Genomic DNA, 20,117 nt, shown 5'->3' with positions numbered 1-20,117 from the left:
TTATATTAAATTTTGGGGGTTAGGTTGGGCTCTTATGCGGATAAAGTGGCGTTTTTTGCATTTTTTATATACACTGTAAGTATGAAAATAAAATATTATTTTTTAACCTTTTTGTGTGTTTTGTGTGCCGCCTTGGCGCAGGCACAGGCGGATATTGCCGTAAACGAAGATGCCTTTTTGGTGCAAAAAGCCATTACCGTATGGGGGGACGAAACGTCTTCCGAAAAACTGATGAGCGCCCAATGCCAGGCCGTGCGCATTACGCCGGATTGGCTGCTTACGGCGGCGCATTGTGTGTATGATTTCTGCCGCAATAACCAAAATTGCACCGTACAGGTGGATGTAGTTTCCGCCCCACAGGATGATTTGGCCGCCCAAGTGCGCGTGCGCAGTGGGGCGCAAAAGAAAAATGTGTTTATTTTCCCGGGGTATAATCCGCGCCAAAACCGCAGTAGTAGTTTTGATGTGGCGCTCATCCGCCTGGCCCCGCAAGAGCGGGATTGGGCTTTTTTTGCCCCGCGCGGCGGGAAGCGTTTTTCGCGGGAGCAGTTTGAAAAACAACTGGACGTCTACCCGGAATCCCGCGCCCAGTGGAACGCCAAGCGCCCGCGGCTACTGACGTTTGATGCCGCCGTATCGGCCCGCTTAACGCCCGCTATTGCCGTTCCCCGGGTGGAAAACGGCGGCGTATCCTGGCTGTATAACGCCGGCGGGCAAGCGTATTTTATCAGCGAACTCCAACATTTTGTATCTACCGATTTCGGCGTGCGGCAAGGCAATTCCGGCGGCGGCGTGTTTACGGCGGACGGGCAGTTGGTGGGGGTGGTGTCTATGTCTTTTACCGGCAAGGGCAACCGTATGCAATTTAAGGATGCCGACGGCAAGGCCGTTTCCACCTTGCAAAATGCGGATGCGTATTTTGTGTTTACCGGGTTTACCAGTGCGGTGTCCGCCTTTATCCGCGGCCATGTGCCGGGGGTGTTTTCTGTGGGAGCGGTTCCGCAGGCGGCCGAACTGACGAACGAAAAATTTACCCGCATTATTAAAACCTTGGATAACGCCCAAGCTAATTAAGGTGTTTTTGTAAACTTTGGTAGTTCCCTACGGTAGCCATAACGGTTAATTGCAAGCCGCCGTCTGCCTGCGGGGTTTGGTGAATGACCAGGGATTTTTCATAAACGGCCCCGATTTTATTTAATTGGTCCGCGCGCAATGTAAGCGTGCGGACTTGCCATTTATAGCTGATGGCTTGTTCCACCCGGCGCAGTAAAGTTTGCAAGTGGGCCCCGTTGGCGGCGCTAATGAAAACGGCGTTTGGGTTTTGGGCGCGCAATAATTCCGCCCGCGCGGGGGAAAGTAAATCCGCCTTATTAAAAATATCTATAACCGGGATGTGCTGGGCCTGTAAATCCGTAATAATCCGGCAGACGGTTTGCGCCTGTGCAGTGCGCTTGCGGGAAGACGCATCCTGGATATGCAAAATTACGTCCGCAAAAGCGGTTTCTTCCAGCGTGGCCCGGAAAGACGTGACCAAGCTGTGCGGTAATTTTTGGATAAATCCCACCGTGTCCGTAAACAGCATTTCCCCGCCGCTGGGCATACGCACCCGGCGGGTGGTGGGGTCTAACGTGGCAAAAAGTTTATCATCCGCATATACACTTTGGGTGTGGGTCAGCGCGTTTAAGAGGGTGCTTTTCCCGGCGTTGGTGTAGCCTACCAGGGCAATTTGCGGCAGGGGGATTTGGCTGCGGCGTTGGCGGCGCAGTTCCCGCCCGGCTTTTACGGTGTCTATTTCTTTTTCCAGTTTGCTGATGCGCAGGCGCAGGCGGCGTTTATCGTACTCCAGTTTGGTTTCCCCGGGGCCGCGCAACCCAATGCCGCCTTTTTGTTGCATGAGCGCCGTGCCCTTGCCGCCCAAGCGGGGCAATAAATATTTTAATTGGGCCAGTTCCACCTGTAATTTGCCTTCCTGGGTGCGGGCGCGTTGGGCAAAAATATCTAAAATCAGGCGGGTGCGGTCTATCACTTTGGCGGGGAGGATTTCTTCCAAATTATTTTGTTGGGCGGGGGAAATTTCATCATCAAAAATAACGGTGTCGGCTTCCAGCGCCTGTACTTCCAGGGCCAGTTCTTCCAGTTTGCCGCACCCGATAAGCGTGGCGGCATTAAAGGCTTGCAGGCGCACTTGAACCGTTTTTAATACCGTGCCCCCGGCGGTATGGGTCAAACGCTTTAACTCGGCCAGGGAATATTCTTCCACCGGGGCATTTTTTAGGCGGGCTCCCACCAAAATAACTTTTTCCATACTTTTATTTTATAAAGTTTGCCGCCCGCGTCGCAGGCTTTCTTTATTTGATATAATGGCTTTTAGCTTTTAAGCCGGAGGAAAAAATGAAAGGTTTTACATTAATAGAATTATTGGTGGTTGTTTTAATTATCGGCATATTGGCCGGGGTGGCACTGCCGCAATATACGGTGGCGGTGGCAAAAGCGCGGTATACGGAAATGATAACGCTTTCCCGCAGTATTAAAAATGCGCAGGAAACATTTTATTTAGCCAATGGGCGCTATGCTACCCGGTTTGATGAATTGGATATAGAAATGCCTGCCGGCGGCACTGCCGCGGCGGATAATGCAAGCATTTCTTATGCCAATACCGGAAACAGTTATTTGCTGTTGCACGGCGGAAACCGTGTGGCGGCGTCCAACCGCAGTAAAATGTGTAATAATTATGAAATCATGTTGGATTATTCCGGGGATACCAATGCCGGCAAAGGCTTTTGTTGGGTGGCCACCGGCCAAGGGTGTAATGACACTTTGGGCACTAAAATTTGTAAATCTTTCGGCTGGACCAAGTCCGGCGACCAGTATTGGGAAAAATAAAAAAGAAACAGATTTATCCGCCCGGCCTGTACGGCGGGTGGATTTTTTATATACGGCGCACCCTAAACCCCGGGCGAAAACCCGGGGCGTTTTATCTCTTTATATCCCGGCAAAACGGCAGATTTTTTCCGCCAGTTCGGGCAGGTTAAAATCGGGCACGGTTTGCAAGTCTAGCCGCAACGCGTTGGTGTAGCGGTTGAACCAAGTGCGTTGGCGTTTGGCGTATTGGCGGGTGAGCAGGCGGATTTGCTCTTGCGCTTCTTGTGCGTTCAGGCGGCCTTCCAAATAGGCCAGGGCTTGCGGATAGCCCAAACTTTTTAGGGCCGGGGCCTCCGGGGGCACGCCTTGCGCGAGGAGCGCTTGGGCCTCCCGGCACATCGGTTCAAAAATGGCTTGCGTGCGCAGGCGGATACGTTCGTCCAGGGCGGTTTTATCCCAATTCAAGTACACAAACGCCGCTTTTTGCGGGTCCGGCAACGTGTGGAATTTGCCCGAGCGGACTTGGCTGGCTTTTTTGCCCGTCAGCCAACAAAGCTCCACCGCGCGCATGGTGCGCTGAATGTTGCCTGCGGGAATTTGCGCCGCGCTTTGGGGGTCCAAGGTTTCCAGCACGCGGTGTACGCCCTCTTTGCCTTGCCGGGCCAGTAAATCTTCCAACCGTTGGCGGGTTTGCGGAGTGGAGGGGGGCAGATTATCCATACCCACAAAATAGGCTTGCAACCACATCCCGGTTCCCCCGGCAAAAATAAACGGCGTTTGCGGATTTTCCAGCCATAACTGCCGGGCTTTTTGCACGAAAGCGCCCGCATTAAAAACTTCTTGCGGCTCTAAAAAATCTACTAAGTGATAGGGGGTTTCTTCCACCAAATAACGCCCCGCCTGCCACTGCCCGGCGGGTTTGGCGGTTCCGGCGGTCAGGTATTTGTAGGTTTGGCGGGAGTCGGCCGAGATAATTTCTCCGCCCAAGCGGCGGGCTAAAAACAGGGCCAGTTCCGTCTTGCCGGAGGCGGTGGGGCCGCAAATAACAATGGGTTTCATACACATATTTTAATAAATATAAAGCAAAAAGGGCCGGGGGAGTTTTAGTTCCCTCCGGCCCTGTTTAATAAAAACGCCTTATTTTTCAAATAAAGATTCGTCTTTTTGGATTTTGTTGCAAATCTGCCAGCATTTGCAGGTAGGCACGCACACATCCGGCAGTTTTAACAAAATGCGGGTGTCGCAATCGTTAAAATCGTCGGCCATTTCGCTAATCATCTTGGCGTATTTGTCATTGATTTTGGTAAACTCAATACCAATGGTGTATACGTTTTCGCGTTGTTTTACCCACGCCAGTTTGGCATCAATTTCCATTTTATCCGTGCCTGGCAACTGCAGGCTGATGGAAAAATGGTCCGCCAACGGAGCGCCCAAAAAGCTAATCATCCGCATGCCGGAAGCGGATAAATCCGCCAGTATGGCCACCAGGCTGGTTTCTTTTCCGTCTTGCGTTTTGTAAAACAGGTTGACGGGTTCAATCAAATTGCTGATGACCGGCATGCGGGGGTGACGTCTTTTTTCGGAAAAATTTTTCTTATTCATATTTACTCCTTGGCAAATAAAAGGGTGCCGTCCGCGCGGGTAATTTCCACGGGTACCACACTGCCTATTTTATAATTTTTTGTGGTCTTTACCCAAAAATTGTTAGAGGTACGGCCCTTGTTTTCGGTTTCCATAAGCACCTGTTGGTGCGTGCCCACTTGGGCAGTGTAAGCGCGTGCGCTTAAATCCCTTACTTTATTTAACAAAATATCCAGGCGTTCTTCCAGTGTTTGTTCCGGCAGGAGTTCCATTTGGGCGGCCGGAGTGCCTTGGCGCGGGGAATACTTAAAACAATAGGCGGCAAAAAACCGGGCTTCATCCACCAGGGTTAGCGTGTCTTGAAAGTCCTGCTCCGTTTCCGTGGGGAAACCGACGATAATATCCGTGGATACCGTCATGCCGCACGCTTTTAAGGCGGCTAGTTTTTCAAGCAGAATTTCCCGCGTGTAGCCGCGTTTCATCGCCTGCAAAACGGCGGTGGAGCCGCTTTGGATAGGCAGGTGGATGTGTTTGGCAATTTTGGGGTTATCCCGCACGGCCGCCAAAAAATCCGGCGTGATATAGGCCGGGTGCGGGCTCATAAACCGCACGCGCTCCACGCCGGGCACTTGGCTGACGCGGTTTAATAAATCCGCAAAGCTGACGTTGCCGTCCCGGTATGCGTTTACCGTTTGGCCCAAAAGCATAATTTCTTTGGCGCCTTGCGCGGCTTTTTGGGCCGCTTCCTGCAAAATTTGTTCGTGCGGTAAGCATTTTACGCCGCCGCGCACATACGGCACAATGCAGTAAGTACAGCGGAAATCACACCCGCGCATAATGGTCACATAGCCGGTTAAGCCTTCCGTTTGCGGGGGCAAAACTTCTTGGGCGGGGGGAAAGAGTCCGCTTTTATCCAGCAGGGCGGAAAAAGTATCCATACTTTTGGCCCCGGCGACAATATCCAAAAACGGAAATTCTTTTTTTAATTGGTTTCCCAACCGTTGGGCCGCGCATCCGGCAAAAATAATAATGCGGCCCGGGCGCTCTTTTTTCCATTTAGCCAGGCGCCCTAAAAAGGATACGGCGCGGTGTTCGGCGTGTTCCCGCACGGTGCAGGTATTTACCAAAATGATGTCCGCCTCCTCGGGCGTTTGGGCCTTTTGGGCGCCGCGTGCCCGCAGGTGGTTGAACATTTCGTCGGAGTCGGCCAAATTCATTTGGCAACCAAAGGTTTGCAAAAATACTTTTTGTGTCATGGGCTCAAAAGAAAAGGCGGCCCTGTTAAGACCGCCTTTTCTGTGGGTTTTAGTTAGAATTTGGCGCTTAAGTTGTTAATCGCATCCAACACGGGTTTCGTGAGGTGGATTTTAATTACGCGGCGGCCTTTTTCTTCCAAGGCGCGGAAGTCACCCAAGGCTTGTGCGGCGCACAGTTGCCCGAAGGTGTAATGCTGGCCCGGGATTTGGATGTCGTTTTCCGGGTCGGCCGACAGGATAATAAACACCCCGTTGTTGCCGTCGCCTTTGTGCAACTGGCCGGTGGAGTGCAAATAGCGCGGGCCATAGCCAAACAATACGGCGCGTTTGGTGCGGGATAAAATTTTATCGCGCAGTGCTAGCAAGGCTTTTTCCACTTCCGCCGACGGATACACATACGGCAAAATGGCGATATAATCGTTGCTTTCCAAAATGGAGAATACATCTTGGGCGATATTGTCTGCCTTTACTTCGGCTTCCAAATCTTTGGCAACCATAAACGGTTTGTAGAGTTCTTCGTCCGTGATTTCGTGCGATTCCAATTTGCCCAAAATTTGTTTGGTGAGCGTTTTTGCCGCTTGCACGTTGGGCTGGTCAAACGGGTTGATAGCCATAATGGCTCCCGCCGCCGCCGTGGCAATTTCCCACAGCAGGAATTGGGCGCCCAGTTCGTACACGTCGTTCATGGTAATCGTCATAACGGGGTAGCCGCGTTCGGCCAAATCCGCCGTCACGCCGCGCACCCGCTTGTCATCTTCCGTATCCAAGGAAATATGTACAAAAATGCGGTCTTCGCGGTAGTCAAAATGCAAGGCAATTCCTTCGCCCACCACGGGCACCACGCCCTTGCCTTCTTTGCCGGTGGATTCCGCCACCAACTGTTCGGCCCATAAGCCGAAGGCGGCTAATTCTTTCGGGGCCAAAATGGTCAGTTTATCTTTGGAGTGGTTGGCATAGCTGGCCCCCATAAAGGCGCCTAACTGTAAAGCCGCGTTGTTTTTCATTTCCGCTTCCGGGCCGAAGGTTTCGGCCGCTTTTTTGGCGGTTTCCAACAGTTTTACAATGTCCACACCCATTAAGGCCGCCGGCACCATACCAAACATAGACAGGGCGGAAAAGCGCCCGCCGATATCGGAAGGGTTGATGAACGTTTTGCGGAATTTGTTTTTCTTGGCTAATGCTTCCAGGCCGGTGCCTGCATCGGTAATGGCACAGAAGTTTTGGCCCGGGTCTTTTACGCCGGCTTTTTTAACTTCGTCATTAAAAAACGCATATTGGGAAGACGGCTCCACCGTGCCGCCGGATTTGCTGGCAAAAATGAACAGCGTTTTGGCCGGGTCAATTTTGGCGCGGGCGGCGCTAATCCAATCCGCATTGGTGGTATCCAATACAATCAGTTCCGGGTAGCCGGCTTGTTTGCCGAATACGGTGCGGATAACTTCCGGCGCCAGGGAGGAACCCCCCATACCCATTACTACCACATGGTTAAAATTTTGTTTTACGTCGGCCGCGAACGCCAAAATTTCTTCCGCGCGTTCCAAGGTCCAGTTGTATACTTTTTGCCACCCGAGGAATTTGACGATAAATTCCTGGGATTCTTTATCTTGCTTCCACAAGGACGCATCTTTAGCCCAAAATTTGGTGTTAAAGTTTAGTCCGTCCAGTTTAATCAGGCCCTCGCGAATGATACCTTCGGCCATCGGTGTTTCTTTTGTATTCATATATCGTGTTATTCCTTTTTTTAGATTACTTAAAATTTTGTTCTTCAACCGCTAGCACTTTATTTAAGCGTTCTTCGTGGCGGGTTCCCGCCATAAAAGCGGCGCCCAAAAAGTGTTCCAGTACGGTTTCGGCCACGCTGGGGCCGATTACCCTTGCCCCCAGGCAAAGCACATTCAGGTTGTCATGCTCTACGCCTTGCCGGGCGGAGTAGTCGTCATGGCAGACGCAGGCGCGAATACCTTTTATTTTGTTGGCGCTTACGCACATACCAATCCCACTGCCGCAGATGAGTACGGCACGGTCCGCCTTACCTTCAGCCACCAACGCGGCGGTTTTGAAGGCAAAATCCGGGTAATCCACGCGTTGGGGTACGGTAGTTCCGCAATCCAGCACTTCGTGGCCCAGAGCTTTTATCTTAGAGATAACGGTTTCTCTCAACGGGAAACCGGCATGGTCATTTCCAACAGCTATTTTCATAAACGGTTAAAAAGCGCGGTCTACTAATTCACACACGCTGTGTCCTATAAAGATATGGCACTCCTGCACGCGGGGCGTGTTGGGCCATTTTACTACTAACGGTAAATCGGCTATGTTTTTAATGGTGCCGCCGTCCTTACCTAATAACGCGGCGGTAAAGCACCCTTTTTGTTTGGCCAGCGCCAACGCCAAATAGACGTTGCGGCTGTTGCCGGAAGTGGAAATACCGATAACCACATCCCCCGGTTTGGCAAACCCGTCAATCTGGCGGGAAAAGACTACATCATAGGAATAGTCGTTGCCGATAGCGGTTAAGGTGGAAGTGTTGGTATTTAACGCCAACGCCGGCAGAGAGGGGCGTTCTTTCTTAAATCTGCCCACAAATTCCGCGGCGATATGCTGGGCATCCCCCGCGCTCCCGCCGTTCCCCATTAAAATTACTTTTCCGCCGTTTTTGAAACATTTAATAATTTCGGCGGCTAAGTCTTCCGTCTGTTTAGCCAGGTTTTCTTTCACATAGTTTACGGCTTTAATCAGTTCGTCCGCTTCTTGTTCCAGAAACATAAGCACCTCTTTATAATATGTTAAATTTTTTCCAGGCTGTCTGCCGGCATCCAACCTTGCAACCCCTGGGATTTTACTACTACTTCCTGCCAGGCGTTGCGGGTATCCTGCACCACGACCAAATGCCCTTGCGACAAATTGGCACTGGCCGGGAAGTTCATTCCCGGGCCACTGCGCAGTTCGGCCGCGGGCACGGCTACTACCGCCCAGTTTTCCTGTTCCAGGCGCTTTACGCTCCCGGCCCAGGCGGCTATTACCACCCAAACGGCCAGCATAACCAGCGTGGTGCGGCCCAAACGGCGTTTGAGCAGCCAAATGCACGCCAGTAAGGAAAAGACCCCCAGTGCCAGCACGCTTAACCCTTTCAGTTCCGCCGCGGAAAAATAAAAATAAACTTTATGCAAAACTTCCGGCACACCGCCGGGCACTAATTTTTCTCCGGCAGATTCCAACGCCAAATTTAAGTTATGGCGGATGTCCTCATCCCGCGGGTCCAGGCGGAACGCCCGGTAATAGTTGGCTACGGCCAACCCGGTACTGCCCATTTTGAAATAGCAATTACCTATATTGTAGTAAAGATAGGGGCTGTTTGGGGCATTTTTCAGTTGTTCCTCGTACGCGCCCAGGGCGGCGGAGTAGCGGCCTTGGCGGTAGTATTCTTCCGCGCTGTCCGCATTTTGGGCCCATATAAAAAGCGGCGCCCCCATGCTGATTACCAGTGCCAATATCCATTTTTTCATGCGCGCGCCTCCCCGTCTAATTGTTTGAGTAAAGCCCACGTTTGCGCGGCCAAGGCTTGTGTTTCGTTTTGCCCTAATTGTTGGGGGGCAAACCGGGCCGCATCCAAGCGTTGCCACAGGGCCAAAAATGCCTGCAACGTAGCTTTATCCGCCCCGCGTTTTTGCAGGGCTTGCATCATTTCCCGCAGTTGCAAACTGCCGGTATTTAGCTTAAAGCGTTGCAACAAGAAAGCGGATACCGCTTCCGAAATTTGTGCTTCCGTGGTGGCTTTTTTAAGGGCCGCATGCGCCGTTAATAAGGGGCGTTTGGCCCGCAGGGATTTTTTACCCAAGGTGGCTCCCAACAAGCACAAAACCGGGGCCAATAAAAATACAACCGGCCAAAATTTGGCTTTCCCTAGCGTAGCGAGCCCCGTGTATGCCGGTTCAAACGGGGAAGTTTTTAAGTAGCGTATGTCCGTTCCCAGGCGTTTAATGCCGTTATTATCGGAGGGGCCCCCGGCAAAATTGTAGCCTGTATTTTGGCGGGTGGCCGGGGATACTTGTATGGAAAGCGGTTGGGTGCGCAGGGTCACATATTTCCGGGTGCGCGGATTAAAATAGCTCCATTCAATCGGGTCAATGGTGTAAATTCCGGCGGCCGCGGGCACCAAAACCGTGGTGAATGTTTTTACGCTTTGGGTGCCGTTGGCAGTAGGTACCGCCACGGAATTAGACGCCACATCATATACCTTAAACCCGCGTATGGGCGGCATTTTTAAGTCGGCGGTGGGTTTTAAGTTGCCGGGCCCGCGTACGGTAATGGTCAGGTTGACGGCTTCGCCGGCTTCTACCTGGGTGCGGTCTGCCTGGGCGGCTAACGTAAAGCCGGAGCCTACCGCCCCATAGAAACTGCCCGGTTTGCCGGCTTCGGGCACGGCGCGCACTTGCAAGGTAATGGGGTCGGTTTGGACTACTTTTTCTTCGCTCACCGCGGCGCCGCCGAACAGGCGGTCAAAGGCGGAAAACATATTGTTGGTGCCCAGGCGGTATTTTACCATGGCCGGGCCGATAACGGCTTTGCCCGCGCTCACGCCGGAAAGCGCATATTTTTGTTCCACATAGCGGTACATCCGCCCGCGTAAAATTTGGGTGCCTTCCGTTTGTGCGCCCACCGGCTCCATAAAGATATTATTGACGGTGGGGGAGCTGTACGGCGCTTGGTCTATAAACGCCTCGGCATAATAAAACCGCACGATTAATTCTACCGGTTGGTTGACATACGGCGATAAACTGCTTACCCCGGCCGCCATAAAAAAGCCTTTTCCGGCCCGCTCTTCCGCCTGCATATTAACGGCATTTAAGGCGGGGGGAAGGGACGGGTCCGGCGCGAAAGCCCGGCGCCCGCTATTGGCGTTGGTGCCGGAAACAAAACGGATTCCCCCGGTGTGCGCGGTGCCCCCGGTTTGTGCGGAGCCCCCGGCGGTTTTCCCGGCGGGCATCCGGCGGTAAATGTTCACGCTGATAGGTTGCGTTTGATACTCTTGCCCGTTATATAAAAAGCGGACCGGGCCAATTGTGGCTTTGGCGGGGAAACGCGGCAACATTACATAGCGGTACGTGTTGGTTTGCTGTCCGTTGATGTTAATGGCGGAAACATCCCGCGAATAGACATTAAAAGCGGGCAGGCTGGGCAACTGCGGTGCGGAGTTCATATCCGCCCCGCGTATTTCCACCGTTAAGGTCAGCTCGTCATCTAACGATAAATTGGTTTTGTCTACCGTAGCCGTCAGCGTGACGGCCCCCAGGGCGGTAGCGGTAAAACACCAAAGAAAAAATAAAAGTTTACGCATATCTTTTTACCAATCCTTTTCTACCGTGGCTCCCCCGGCGGACGTGGCTTGCATAGGGCGGCGGTATTCGTTTTCTTTAGCCATTTGGGTCACGCGGTCGGCTTCTTCTTGTTTCATTTGGTCGGGGCGGGGTTGCGGTTGTTGCGGGTCTTGTTGGGCCGGGCCTTGCTCGTTCTGTTCCCCTTGCCCGCTTTGGCCTTTGTTTTGGGAATCGTTTTGCGGGTTTTGATTCTGCTGGTTTTTGGAGTCCGATTGTTGCTGTTTCTTTTCCAACGCCAGTTGTAAGTTGTGTACGGCCTCTTTATCTTGCGGATTAAGTAAAACGGCCTGGCGGTACGCGGCAATAGCGCCATCCATATCGTCGGCGCGGTAAAAGGCGTTGCCTAAATTAAATTGGGCGTCTTGCGTGAATTTGCCGTTTTGTTTGGTGGCGGCTCTCCAGGCGCTTTGCGCAGATTGGTATTCTTTTAAGCGGTAATGGGCGGCGCCGATATTAAATAAGGCTTCCTGGTTGCCCGGTTGGCGGCGCAACGCTTGTTGGAACGCCCGGAGCGCTTGCCCGTATTTTTGTTTTTTATACAAGCGCCCGCCGGAAGCCAAATCCCCGGCGGCCCCGGCCATGGCGGCGGAGCTGAATAAAAGGGTCAGGCAAGTATAAAAAATCTTTTTCATAGTTTTATTGTACCTTTTTTACGGCCGCCACCGCCCCGGTTTGGCGGCGCGCCGGCCAGGCTAACCAAAGGGTAAAGCATAAAATAGCCAACGCCAGCGGGATTTGGTAGCGGTCTTTATAGCGGGCCCGTCCTCCGGCGGAAACGGTGGATTTATCTAAATCTTTTAAGTTCTTTTCCACCTGCGCGGCTACTTGGGCGGGGGTGGAATAGTGAATGTACGCCCCGCTGGTGGCGCGGGCCAGTTCAATCAGGGCGTTTTCGTCCAATTTGCTGACCACCGTTTTGCCGGATTTATCCTTTTTATATTCCAACACTTTGCCGGTAGCATCCACTTTATCCGGTATCAGCTCTCCGTCTTGCGTGCCGATGCCGATAGTAATTACGCGCAAACCGTTTTTCTGCGCCGCCGTAATGGCCGCTTTTAGTTGCTCTTTTTCGTGGTCTTCGCCGTCGGTCAGCAAAATTAACGCTTTTTGCCCGGGATATTTGGCTAACATCCGCGCGGCTAATTCCACCGGTTTGGCAAGCGCGGTGCCGGGCACGGGCAGCATATCCGCCCGCAGGGAAGATATAAAGTATTTTAAGGCTTCTTCGTCAGTCGTCACCGGGCATTGGATAAACGCTTGCGACGTAAACGCAATAATGCCGATTCTTTCTTCTTTTAAGTTGGAAACCAACATAGAAAGCATACTTTTAGCATTAGCCAAACGGTCGGGCGTTAAATCGCGCGCTTTCATGGAGGCAGACACATCTACCGCTATGACGGTTTGGGCAAATTGGCCTTGGGCCTGTACGATTTCCGTTCCCCATTGGGGGCGCGCCAGTGCCGCAAATAAAAAGAACAGCCCGGCAAATAAAAAGCAGGTATTTACCGTATGGTTGAGCCGGAGCGCGTGCGTTAATTTTTGATACGCTCCCGCCCCGAACAAAGCGCTGATAATGCGGTTTTTACGCGCTTTTCCCAACGCTAGCACCGCGGCCGTCAGCCCGGCGGCCAATAAAAAATAAATAAAAAAGATAGGTTTACCGAATAATTCCATATTAAGGCACCCGGATTAAAATTAATTTTTCCAGCAGAATTCCCAACCCCAAACACAACAGTCCCGCCAATACAAAAGGCAAGTAAAAATCGCTTTGGCTGGTTTGTATGCTTTGGGCAAATTCCGTCTTTTCCAATTCATTAATGGTATTGTAAATTTTGGAAAGCTCCATTTCGTTTTTAGCGCGGTAGAATTTGCCGCCTGTTTCGTTGGCAATTTCCAACAGCAGGCTTTCGTCAATTTCTTCTTCATTACTGGAAAAAATGCCGCTCCCCGGCGGGCTGGCGGTAGCCACCGTATACACTTTTATACCGTACGCCTGGGCGGCTTTGGCGGCTAAACGCGGGTCAATGGAGCCCGCGTTATTGGCGCCGTCCGTCAGCAAAATAATCACTTTGCTTTTGGCTTGGCTGTCTTTTAAGTGGGCGGTTGCCACCCCTAAACCGTCCCCAATGGCGGTGTAGTTGGGGTCAATAATTCCCAAATGGAGCGCGCCTAAAAGTTCCCGGATGGCTTCGTGGTCCAGGGTTAGCGGGGCCTGCAACATAGCCGCGCGGGAGAAAACCACCAGGCCAATCCGGTCATTTAAGCGTTTTTGCACAAAATTATCGGCCGTGCGGATAGCCGCCGTAAAGCGGTTGGGGTAGAAATCCTGCCGTTGCATAGAGGCGGAAACGTCCATTAACAAAATAATATCAATCCCTTCCGTCGGCGGCAGAATGGTGCGGTCCACGGATACGGGCCGCGCCAATGCCACCACAAGCAGGGTGAGCGCCAAGGCATACAACAGGTTGGGGAGCCATTCGGTCAGTGCCGCGCGCAGGTTTTTTCCTCCGGCCAATACGGCGGTGCGGGAATAAACCAGGCGCGGGGTGAAGGATTGTTTCCAAAGGGTTTTGGCAATCAGCAGGCCGGCCGGCAAGATAACCAACAAAAGCGCCCACGGGTTTACAAAATCCGCTATGCCCTTAAAAACGCGCTGTAAACACAACGCAATTAAAAAGAAAACCATACAGGCCGCTACCCCGGCCAGGAGGGCGTGAAACCATTTGGCGGGTGTTTTGATTAGTAGCGAGCTTAACAATACCGCAATTAATGCGCCGCAGGAAATTAAAAATAAAGTAAGCATTAGTGGGCCTCCGGTTTAGGGGGGAGTGTTTTTTGTACCACTTCCCGCACGGTTTGCACGTCCCGGTTGCGGTACTGTTCCGGCGGTACGGCGCGGGCGAATTTTACCAAATCACTGGAGCTTAAAAACTGGCGCAGTTGGGGTAGCAAAGGCGTAATGAGTTCCTGGTGGCTGTTTTTCAAACGGCGCAACATTTCCAAAGACGTATCCGCCGAAGTATCCAACCCAAAGCGTTTGAGTAGGTATTCACGCAGAATATCCGTTAGCGTTAAATAAAAGGTTTTGTAGGCTTGGCGTTCCCACAGCCCGCTTTGCACCAGCGCATCTAATTTAGAAAGGGCAATTACGTCACAAGGGCGGTTATCCTGCGGCAAAGCTATGTGCAGAGCCTTGTTTTTGCGGCGCAGAACGAGCCAAATAATAAGCGCCGCCACCAGGGCCAGGCCCATGAAAACAGCCACCCACAACAGCCAGTTCCACGGGGCGCGCGGGTCGCGGATTTCTTTTAAGTCTTTCTTCTTAAATGTTTGGGCGTTAGAGATGTTCCAGGTGGCTTCGTCCGTTTGCAGGCGGGCCACCGTTTTGCCCTCTTGGTTTTGCAAAAGAAAAGTAAGGGGGGTAAAGTGCGCCTCTTTTAAGGTAAACGGCAACGCCGTTAAAGTGAATGTATAAGTGCCCGGGGAATTGCTTTCGCCCTGTTTGGCGGTAAAACCAAAGTCCTTTGGCAGGGAGGTTTCGTCCAGCACAATGTGGTAATCCGGCGTGTAGGCAAAAGAAAACACCACCTCTTGCGGCGCGGCAAAGACCCCTTGCGTGGGCATTTTTTGCTCCGTAAGGGCAAATTCCACCCCCGGCGCCGCGGTGGCTTGCGGGCTTGTTTGCGGGGCCTGCCCCGGCGTAAGTGCCCCGGCGGGCGCGGCGGCTTGCGGAGCCGTTTGCGGTTGGGCGGCCCCTTGTTTGGCGGCCGTTTGGCTCCACCCGGCTACTGCTGCCATAAAAAGCAAAACTAAAGTGATATATTTTTTCATGCTACCTCTTTAATTGCCGGGTGCGGCGGCGGAAAAACGCAATTACCGGGTCGGCCGCCGGTTGGGCGGTGTCCACGGTAATCGGCTCCACTTTTAAGGGATTAAAAAGTTTCGTCAAATTTTCCGTGCGTTGCCGGGCATCTTCCTGCAAGCGCTCGTTCATGGCGGCGGTTAAAGCCAGGGTGCCCTCTTGCCCGGTTTCCGGGTCTACTACCGTCATGCACGCCGCACACGCGGGCAGGCCGCGCTCCAGTTTATCCGTGACGACTACCGGGATTAAATCAAACTTTTTAGCCGCCAGTTTCAGCGGTTTTTCAAATTGTTCCAGGGGGGACAAATAGTCCGAAATCAGTACCAAAATCCCTTGCCGGCGCAACACCTGCACCAGTGTTTTTAGTGCAAGCGCCATATCCGTACCGCGGCCCTGCGGCTCAAAGGCTACCAATTCGCGTATTAAGCGCAAAATATGTTTTTTGCCTTTTTTAGGGGGCACGAACAGCTCTATTTTGTCAGAAAATAAAAGCAGACCCACTTTATCGTTATTGCGCATGGCGGAAAAGGCAAACAGCGCGGCCAGTTCGGCGGCGGTTTCCTGTTTTAGTTTATCTACCGAGCCAAAACGCTGGGAGGCGGAAACGTCGCAGGCGATAACCAGGGTCAGTTCGCGGGTTTCGTTGTATTTTTTGATGAACGGTACGCCGGTGCGGGCCGTCACGTTCCAATCAATGGCGCGCACGTCGTCCCCCGGGGTGTATTCGCGCACTTCGGCAAATTCAATACCCTGCCCCTTAAATGCGCTTAAATATTCCCCGGCAAAGGTTTCAGACACCAGTTTATTGGTCTGAATTTCTATTTGGCGTACCTTTTTTAGGATTTCCGCGGTATCCATACTGCCCCCAGGCACCGTTTACGGCACGTCTACGGCTTCAAAAATCTGTTTGACGATTTGGTCCGCCGTCACGTTTTCGGCTTCGGCTTCGTAAGTGAGCAATACGCGGTGGCGCAGTACATCTAACCCGATGGCTTTGATGTCTTCCGGCGTGACGTAGCCGCGCCCGTTTAAGAACGCATACGCCTTGGCCGCCTGCGTTAAGAAAATAGTTGCGCGCGGGCTGGCCCCGTAGGCAATAAAAGAGGATAATTTTTCAAGCCCCGCCTCTTTGGGTTCGCGGGTGGCAAAAACCAAATTTACAATGTAATTTTTGATTTTTTCGTCCACATAAATTCCGTCGGTCACCTGGCGGGCGCGCATAATCATTTCCGGCGTCACGTTGGTATTAACGGCCAACTTTTGGTGGGAGGCCATGCGTTCCAAAATCAGTTTTTCTTCTTCGCGCGTGGGGTAAGACACCAACACTTTAAGCATAAAGCGGTCCACTTGCGCTTCCGGCAGGGGGTAAGTGCCTTCCTGCTCTACCGGGTTTTGGGTTGCCATCACCATAAACGGCGCCGGGAGCGCATACGTTTTTTCGCCAATGGTCACTTGGCGTTCCTGCATGGCTTCCAGTAAAGCGCTTTGCACTTTGGCCGGGGAACGGTTAATTTCGTCCGCCAACACAAAGTTGGAAAACACCGGCCCGCGTTTGGGATAAAAAACACCGTCTTTGGGGTTGAAAATCAGCGTGCCCGTAATATCGGCCGGCAGTAAATCCGGCGTGAACTGGATGCGCTGGAACTGCGCGTGGATGGCTTGCGCAAGCGTTTTTACGGCCAGGGTTTTAGCCAAACCCGGCACGCCTTCAATTAAAATGTGTCCGTCGGCCAACAGGGCCACGAGCATTTTTTCCAGTAAATCTTCCTGCCCTACAATTACCTTGCCTACTTCGCGTTTTAAGTCTTGCAGAAAAAGGCTCTCTTGCTGAACTTGTTTATTTAAGGTGTTAATATCCATGGTTCCCCCTTGTGCCCGTGCGGGCGGTGGCAAACGGTGTTTGCTTTCCTATATTATAAATAAATTGTGCGCCCAGTAAAAGCCTAAAAGGGGTTATTTTTTTCCTTTCAAGCGGGCCAGTTGTTTGGCAATTTGGTTATCTCGGTACCAAAGGTAGATAAACAATAAACCAGTAGATAGAAAAAGGGCCACAAATACAATACGCGTAACACTTGGTTGTTTATATAACTCGTATCCAATCATGCCGCTCAAAATAAGATGTGCAAAGAAGAAATACACAAGTGTTTCGCGTTCTTCTTTGCTAAACCGGCAAATCAGGCCATATTTGCGGTAATCTTCCAACGTGGCACGGATAGAATCTGCCGCTTGTTCTTCAAATATGGCGCCAATAATTCCTTTGGAGGCTTGGGAACGATTAACCTTAGTAGTATACTTGGAAAGGTCCGAAGCGGCGTCTACTTTTAGTTCAAACTTTTTGAAAGCATTTTCTTTTTTCAATAGGTTGATAATCATTTTTATAGCATTCTTTTCGTAGTGCAGAAACGAAATGGTTTTATTTTCTTGTAAAAAAGTAAATTCACAGAATATAACCTTTGGAAAAGAACAGAACTTGTTAGCCACCGTTGCACATTTTGCCGCTAATATAAATTGTGTTTCCCCGTACGGTAGCAGAACGGGCCGCGGTTGTTTGGTGTAGGTCAACTGTACGCCTTCGGGCAAAAATTCCACGGTGCGGATTTTATTTTTGGGCCGCTTCGGCGAAAAAAATATTGTATAGATACGGTAAATCGTTAAACCCACCAAGGCTAACGCCAACCAGGGGAATATTTTGAATGCCAGCAAGCAAACAATCCCGCTCCCTTCGCAAAATTCCAAAGCTAATTGGTTGTACGCGGCCCAGGAAAAGGAACCTTTTTCCCACATTAAAGGGCTGAGCGCGAGCATAAAAAAAATAATATATAGCAAGGCAATCCAAGAGTGGGCACCAAATAAGGTGGAGGGGTCTTTGATTTTGATTTTCATTCTTATCTCCTGTTTGTAAATCCTGCACAAAATTTTCCGCCCGCCCTGTTTTAGGGTTGATTAGGGCGTGGAGCGCCGGAAACGGAAAAATTATTTTTTCCCTTTCAAGCGGGCCAGTTGTTTGGCAATTCGGTTATCTTTATACCACGGGATAAAGAAACAAAGCGCCAAAACCAAAAACGGCAAAAAACAACAAAACATAATGAAATCTCGGAGTACATAAGCAAGCACCGCCAGGGAACCCCAGGCAAACAAAAAAATAAAGGAAAAATACATCAACAAAGAGCGGTTTTCGTCGGAAAACCGGCAAATAAGCCCGTATTTGCGGAAGTCTTCCAGGCGGGTGCGGATAATCTCCGCCGCGCGGTTATCCGAAAAAGGATTCATCTGTTCCACCTTGGCAAGGAGCGGGTTGTCCTCCGGCAAGTGCGCGTATTTTTCCGAAAGCGGCTCCACTTTCAGCTCAAACTTTTTGAAAGCGTGTTCTGCTCCTAGCAGTTTAGTGATAGCGGAAAAGGGGTTTATCCGGGCGTGCCGGAACGAGTAAGTTTGAGTGCCTTGTGAAAAAGAAAAATCACAAAAGCGGACTATCGGAAAAGTGCCGTGTCGGGTGGATACCGTGGCACACTTTACCGTTAATACAAATTGTGTTTCCGCGTACGGTAGTAAGACGGGCATTGTTTGTTTGGTGTATTCCAATTTTACGCCTTCGGGCCGCAGTTCCAGCGTGCGGACCCGGTTGCGTTTGGCGTCGGCAGAAAAAAACGCCTTATATATAAGGTGAAAGCTCACGCCCAAAAGGGCCAGCGCCGCCCAGGGGAACGCTTTGGCGGCCAGTAAGCAAATCATGCCGTTCCCTTCGCAAATTTCCCGGGCAACCTGGTTGTATGCGGCCCAAGAAAGCGCATCTTTCAAAAACAGCGGAATAAAAATAAGTGAAAAAATAAAGATATATAGATAGAAAATCCACAAATGGCTGATGATGGAAAGGTTCGGGTCTTGAATTTTAATTTTCATTTTTTATCTCCGTGTTTATCTTTATTATTATGCCCGATTTCTACCCTATTGGCAAGCAAAATAAACCCCGCTTTGCCGGGCGGGGTTTTAAGGTTTTATTTAGCGGGTTCGTCGTAAAAAGTAAGGCCGTTTTGGCGGACCACCAACATTTTGTTGATTTGGGGGAAGTGGCAAATTTCCGGCAGGTGTTCACTGCCAAAATCCAAATAAACCAGTTTTTCCTTGTCGGAAGCGTTGCGGATAACGTGCGCGCCCTCCGGCCCGGTGGGGAATGTAATGGCATCTCCCGCGTGCAAGGTAATTTCCTTATCTTTGGTTTGCACGGCGGCCGTGCCGGAAATAATATAAAACACTTCTTCGTTTCTTTCGTGCCAGTGGTAGCCATAGGCAAAGTGGCCGGGTTCCACTTCCACAAAGTTGGCGTGCAAGGTAGAAACGTCCTCTTGCGCGATGACCGGCTTAACGGTAAATTCGGCCCCGTTGGCGTTTACAAACTGGCCTTTTTCTTTTTGATAATTTTTAATATCCAATTTTTTCATGTTGTATCTCCTTATACATAAGCGGGCGGTTTGTTTGCCCGGCTGACATTATTATTTTGCGTTTTATTAGTATCTTTTGTAAAGTAGGCACTTTTTTGTATGCTAGTAGCCAAAAAGAAACTAATAGAGTATAATAAATAATATGATTACAAAAAAGAATTTGCCGCCATGCCCGGTGGCGGTGTTGCTCAAATTAATCGGCAATAAGTGGAAAATCCTTATTATAAGGGATTTGCTGACAGGCACCAAACGCTTTGGGGAATTAAAAAAAAGCGTGGGGTGTTCCCAAAAAGTGCTTACAAGCAACTTAAAGGAATTAGAAGAAAGCAAACTTCTTTCGCGCAAAGTATTTGCCGAGGTTCCACCGAGGGTGGAATATACGCTCACCAAGACGGGGCTTTCTTTGCAGCCGGTATTGGGTGAAATGGCCGCATGGGGGGAAAAATATCGCCGCAACCTTAAAAAATAATGTATCATATATATAAGTAAAACAGAGAGCCGGATCAAGCGGCCGGGCAAATAAAAAAAATGTGTTGACATTTTTTTATAAAAATGTTTTAATAATATATGTAGCCGCTAGAAACGGCAAAAAGATTTTTGAAAAAAAGATTTGACAAACAAATTAAAAACTGCTTTAATATAAAAGTAGTCAGAAAGTAAAGTTTTTAACGGATTGAAACTTAAAATAAAAAAAGCTTGACAATCGTAAAAATATTTGCTTTAATAAAAGAGTAGTAAGGAT

General features: G+C 50.7%; 21 protein-coding genes. 3 read left to right on the top strand and 18 right to left on the bottom strand.

The window, feature by feature from the left end; all coding sequences use genetic code 11:
- Window positions 1-81: 81 nt before the first annotated feature.
- The gene (locus ACQY18_RS01130) at window positions 82-1,074 is read left to right on the top strand and encodes a trypsin-like serine protease (RefSeq protein WP_176777181.1); all 993 of its coding nucleotides are present in this window, start codon (window positions 82-84) and stop codon (window positions 1,072-1,074) included.
- Here ACQY18_RS01130 and hflX read toward each other — a convergent pair.
- Entirely contained in the window at window positions 1,067-2,305 is a 1,239-nt protein-coding gene (gene hflX, locus ACQY18_RS01125) for a GTPase HflX (RefSeq protein ID WP_428038523.1), read from the bottom strand. The two genes, ACQY18_RS01130 and hflX, sit on opposite strands and share 8 nt — an antisense overlap.
- 86 nt (window positions 2,306-2,391) lie before the next feature.
- On the opposite strand from hflX, the gene ACQY18_RS01120 reads away from it, so the two are divergent.
- Complete coding sequence (locus ACQY18_RS01120) at window positions 2,392-2,883, top strand: type IV pilin protein (protein WP_428038522.1); 492 nt, start codon at window positions 2,392-2,394, stop codon at window positions 2,881-2,883.
- 99 nt (window positions 2,884-2,982) lie between these two features.
- Here the strand turns inward: ACQY18_RS01120 and miaA are convergent, their stop codons facing one another.
- From miaA to ACQY18_RS01035, 17 genes are all read right to left on the bottom strand, one after another.
- A complete protein-coding gene (miaA, locus tag ACQY18_RS01115; RefSeq protein WP_428038521.1) occupies window positions 2,983-3,921 on the bottom strand; it encodes a tRNA (adenosine(37)-N6)-dimethylallyltransferase MiaA in 939 nt (312 codons plus the stop codon).
- Between the two features lie 78 nt (window positions 3,922-3,999).
- A complete protein-coding gene (locus ACQY18_RS01110; protein WP_176777185.1) occupies window positions 4,000-4,464 on the bottom strand; it encodes a PilZ domain-containing protein in 465 nt (154 codons plus the stop codon).
- A 2-nt stretch (window positions 4,465-4,466) separates the two neighbouring features.
- Window positions 4,467-5,699 (bottom strand): tRNA (N6-isopentenyl adenosine(37)-C2)-methylthiotransferase MiaB, encoded by a 1,233-nt coding sequence (miaB, locus tag ACQY18_RS01105; RefSeq protein WP_176777186.1) that lies wholly within the window; start codon window positions 5,697-5,699, stop codon window positions 4,467-4,469.
- 53 nt (window positions 5,700-5,752) lie between these two features.
- Window positions 5,753-7,420, bottom strand: a complete 1,668-nt coding sequence (locus ACQY18_RS01100; protein ID WP_176777187.1) for a glucose-6-phosphate isomerase — start codon at window positions 7,418-7,420, stop codon at window positions 5,753-5,755.
- A 25-nt stretch (window positions 7,421-7,445) separates the two neighbouring features.
- On the bottom strand, window positions 7,446-7,898 hold the full coding sequence (gene rpiB / locus ACQY18_RS01095) for a ribose 5-phosphate isomerase B (RefSeq protein ID WP_428038520.1): 453 nt from the start codon (window positions 7,896-7,898) through the stop codon (window positions 7,446-7,448).
- A gap of 6 nt (window positions 7,899-7,904) precedes the next feature.
- Window positions 7,905-8,462: an SIS domain-containing protein gene (locus tag ACQY18_RS01090; RefSeq protein ID WP_176777189.1), complete on the bottom strand. Its 558-nt coding sequence runs from the start codon at window positions 8,460-8,462 to the stop codon at window positions 7,905-7,907.
- Between the two features lie 20 nt (window positions 8,463-8,482).
- The gene (locus tag ACQY18_RS01085) at window positions 8,483-9,202 is read right to left on the bottom strand and encodes a tetratricopeptide repeat protein (protein WP_176777190.1); all 720 of its coding nucleotides are present in this window, start codon (window positions 9,200-9,202) and stop codon (window positions 8,483-8,485) included.
- Complete coding sequence (locus tag ACQY18_RS01080) at window positions 9,199-11,034, bottom strand: BatD family protein (protein ID WP_428038519.1); 1,836 nt, start codon at window positions 11,032-11,034, stop codon at window positions 9,199-9,201. The genes ACQY18_RS01085 and ACQY18_RS01080 overlap by 4 nt, the downstream gene beginning before the upstream one ends.
- A gap of 6 nt (window positions 11,035-11,040) precedes the next feature.
- The gene (locus ACQY18_RS01075) at window positions 11,041-11,706 is read right to left on the bottom strand and encodes a tetratricopeptide repeat protein (RefSeq protein ID WP_428038518.1); all 666 of its coding nucleotides are present in this window, start codon (window positions 11,704-11,706) and stop codon (window positions 11,041-11,043) included.
- Window positions 11,707-11,710: 4 nt separating this feature from the next.
- Complete coding sequence (locus ACQY18_RS01070) at window positions 11,711-12,748, bottom strand: vWA domain-containing protein (RefSeq protein ID WP_428038517.1); 1,038 nt, start codon at window positions 12,746-12,748, stop codon at window positions 11,711-11,713.
- 1 nt (window position 12,749) lies between these two features.
- Window positions 12,750-13,877 (bottom strand): VWA domain-containing protein, encoded by a 1,128-nt coding sequence (locus ACQY18_RS01065; protein WP_428038516.1) that lies wholly within the window; start codon window positions 13,875-13,877, stop codon window positions 12,750-12,752.
- A complete protein-coding gene (locus tag ACQY18_RS01060) occupies window positions 13,877-14,905 on the bottom strand; it encodes a hypothetical protein (protein WP_428038515.1) in 1,029 nt (342 codons plus the stop codon). The genes ACQY18_RS01065 and ACQY18_RS01060 overlap by 1 nt, the downstream gene beginning before the upstream one ends.
- Window position 14,906: 1 nt before the next feature.
- Window positions 14,907-15,794: a DUF58 domain-containing protein gene (locus ACQY18_RS01055; protein WP_428038514.1), complete on the bottom strand. Its 888-nt coding sequence runs from the start codon at window positions 15,792-15,794 to the stop codon at window positions 14,907-14,909.
- Window positions 15,795-15,812: 18 nt separating this feature from the next.
- Complete coding sequence (locus ACQY18_RS01050; protein ID WP_428038513.1) at window positions 15,813-16,796, bottom strand: AAA family ATPase; 984 nt, start codon at window positions 16,794-16,796, stop codon at window positions 15,813-15,815.
- Between the two features lie 93 nt (window positions 16,797-16,889).
- Window positions 16,890-17,819, bottom strand: a complete 930-nt coding sequence (locus ACQY18_RS01045; RefSeq protein ID WP_428038512.1) for a hypothetical protein — start codon at window positions 17,817-17,819, stop codon at window positions 16,890-16,892.
- Window positions 17,820-17,909: 90 nt separating this feature from the next.
- The gene (locus ACQY18_RS01040; protein ID WP_428038511.1) at window positions 17,910-18,836 is read right to left on the bottom strand and encodes a hypothetical protein; all 927 of its coding nucleotides are present in this window, start codon (window positions 18,834-18,836) and stop codon (window positions 17,910-17,912) included.
- 95 nt (window positions 18,837-18,931) lie between these two features.
- On the bottom strand, window positions 18,932-19,375 hold the full coding sequence (locus tag ACQY18_RS01035) for a cupin domain-containing protein (RefSeq protein WP_428038510.1): 444 nt from the start codon (window positions 19,373-19,375) through the stop codon (window positions 18,932-18,934).
- Window positions 19,376-19,517: 142 nt separating this feature from the next.
- Here ACQY18_RS01035 and ACQY18_RS01030 point away from each other — a divergent pair, with 142 nt between their 5' ends.
- Window positions 19,518-19,844 (top strand): winged helix-turn-helix transcriptional regulator, encoded by a 327-nt coding sequence (locus ACQY18_RS01030; RefSeq protein WP_428038509.1) that lies wholly within the window; start codon window positions 19,518-19,520, stop codon window positions 19,842-19,844.
- Window positions 19,845-20,117 lie beyond the last annotated feature (273 nt).

Origin of the sequence: Candidatus Avelusimicrobium faecicola, assembly GCA_900540405.1 — a bacterium.
Lineage (GTDB): Bacteria > Elusimicrobiota > Elusimicrobia > Elusimicrobiales > Elusimicrobiaceae > Avelusimicrobium > Avelusimicrobium faecicola.
This window is presented reverse-complemented; position numbering and strand designations above follow the sequence as displayed.

Excerpts from the sequence above, each read along its gene's own strand:
- ACQY18_RS01130 (WP_176777181.1), top strand. The coding sequence starts at position 82 with ATGAAAATAAAATATTATTTTTTAACCTTTTTGTGTGTTTTGTGTGCC.
- hflX (WP_428038523.1), bottom strand. The coding sequence starts at position 2,305 with ATGGAAAAAGTTATTTTGGTGGGAGCCCGCCTAAAAAATGCCCCGGTG.
- ACQY18_RS01120 (WP_428038522.1), top strand. The coding sequence starts at position 2,392 with ATGAAAGGTTTTACATTAATAGAATTATTGGTGGTTGTTTTAATTATC.
- miaA (WP_428038521.1), bottom strand. The coding sequence starts at position 3,921 with ATGAAACCCATTGTTATTTGCGGCCCCACCGCCTCCGGCAAGACGGAA.
- ACQY18_RS01110 (WP_176777185.1), bottom strand. The coding sequence starts at position 4,464 with ATGAATAAGAAAAATTTTTCCGAAAAAAGACGTCACCCCCGCATGCCG.
- miaB (WP_176777186.1), bottom strand. The coding sequence starts at position 5,699 with ATGACACAAAAAGTATTTTTGCAAACCTTTGGTTGCCAAATGAATTTG.
- ACQY18_RS01100 (WP_176777187.1), bottom strand. The coding sequence starts at position 7,420 with ATGAATACAAAAGAAACACCGATGGCCGAAGGTATCATTCGCGAGGGC.
- rpiB (WP_428038520.1), bottom strand. The coding sequence starts at position 7,898 with ATGAAAATAGCTGTTGGAAATGACCATGCCGGTTTCCCGTTGAGAGAA.
- ACQY18_RS01090 (WP_176777189.1), bottom strand. The coding sequence starts at position 8,462 with ATGTTTCTGGAACAAGAAGCGGACGAACTGATTAAAGCCGTAAACTAT.
- ACQY18_RS01085 (WP_176777190.1), bottom strand. The coding sequence starts at position 9,202 with ATGAAAAAATGGATATTGGCACTGGTAATCAGCATGGGGGCGCCGCTT.
- ACQY18_RS01080 (WP_428038519.1), bottom strand. The coding sequence starts at position 11,034 with ATGCGTAAACTTTTATTTTTTCTTTGGTGTTTTACCGCTACCGCCCTG.
- ACQY18_RS01075 (WP_428038518.1), bottom strand. The coding sequence starts at position 11,706 with ATGAAAAAGATTTTTTATACTTGCCTGACCCTTTTATTCAGCTCCGCC.
- ACQY18_RS01070 (WP_428038517.1), bottom strand. The coding sequence starts at position 12,748 with ATGGAATTATTCGGTAAACCTATCTTTTTTATTTATTTTTTATTGGCC.
- ACQY18_RS01065 (WP_428038516.1), bottom strand. The coding sequence starts at position 13,877 with ATGCTTACTTTATTTTTAATTTCCTGCGGCGCATTAATTGCGGTATTG.
- ACQY18_RS01060 (WP_428038515.1), bottom strand. The coding sequence starts at position 14,905 with ATGAAAAAATATATCACTTTAGTTTTGCTTTTTATGGCAGCAGTAGCC.
- ACQY18_RS01055 (WP_428038514.1), bottom strand. The coding sequence starts at position 15,794 with ATGGATACCGCGGAAATCCTAAAAAAGGTACGCCAAATAGAAATTCAG.
- ACQY18_RS01050 (WP_428038513.1), bottom strand. The coding sequence starts at position 16,796 with ATGGATATTAACACCTTAAATAAACAAGTTCAGCAAGAGAGCCTTTTT.
- ACQY18_RS01045 (WP_428038512.1), bottom strand. The coding sequence starts at position 17,819 with ATGAAAATCAAAATCAAAGACCCCTCCACCTTATTTGGTGCCCACTCT.
- ACQY18_RS01040 (WP_428038511.1), bottom strand. The coding sequence starts at position 18,836 with ATGAAAATTAAAATTCAAGACCCGAACCTTTCCATCATCAGCCATTTG.
- ACQY18_RS01035 (WP_428038510.1), bottom strand. The coding sequence starts at position 19,375 with ATGAAAAAATTGGATATTAAAAATTATCAAAAAGAAAAAGGCCAGTTT.
- ACQY18_RS01030 (WP_428038509.1), top strand. The coding sequence starts at position 19,518 with ATGATTACAAAAAAGAATTTGCCGCCATGCCCGGTGGCGGTGTTGCTC.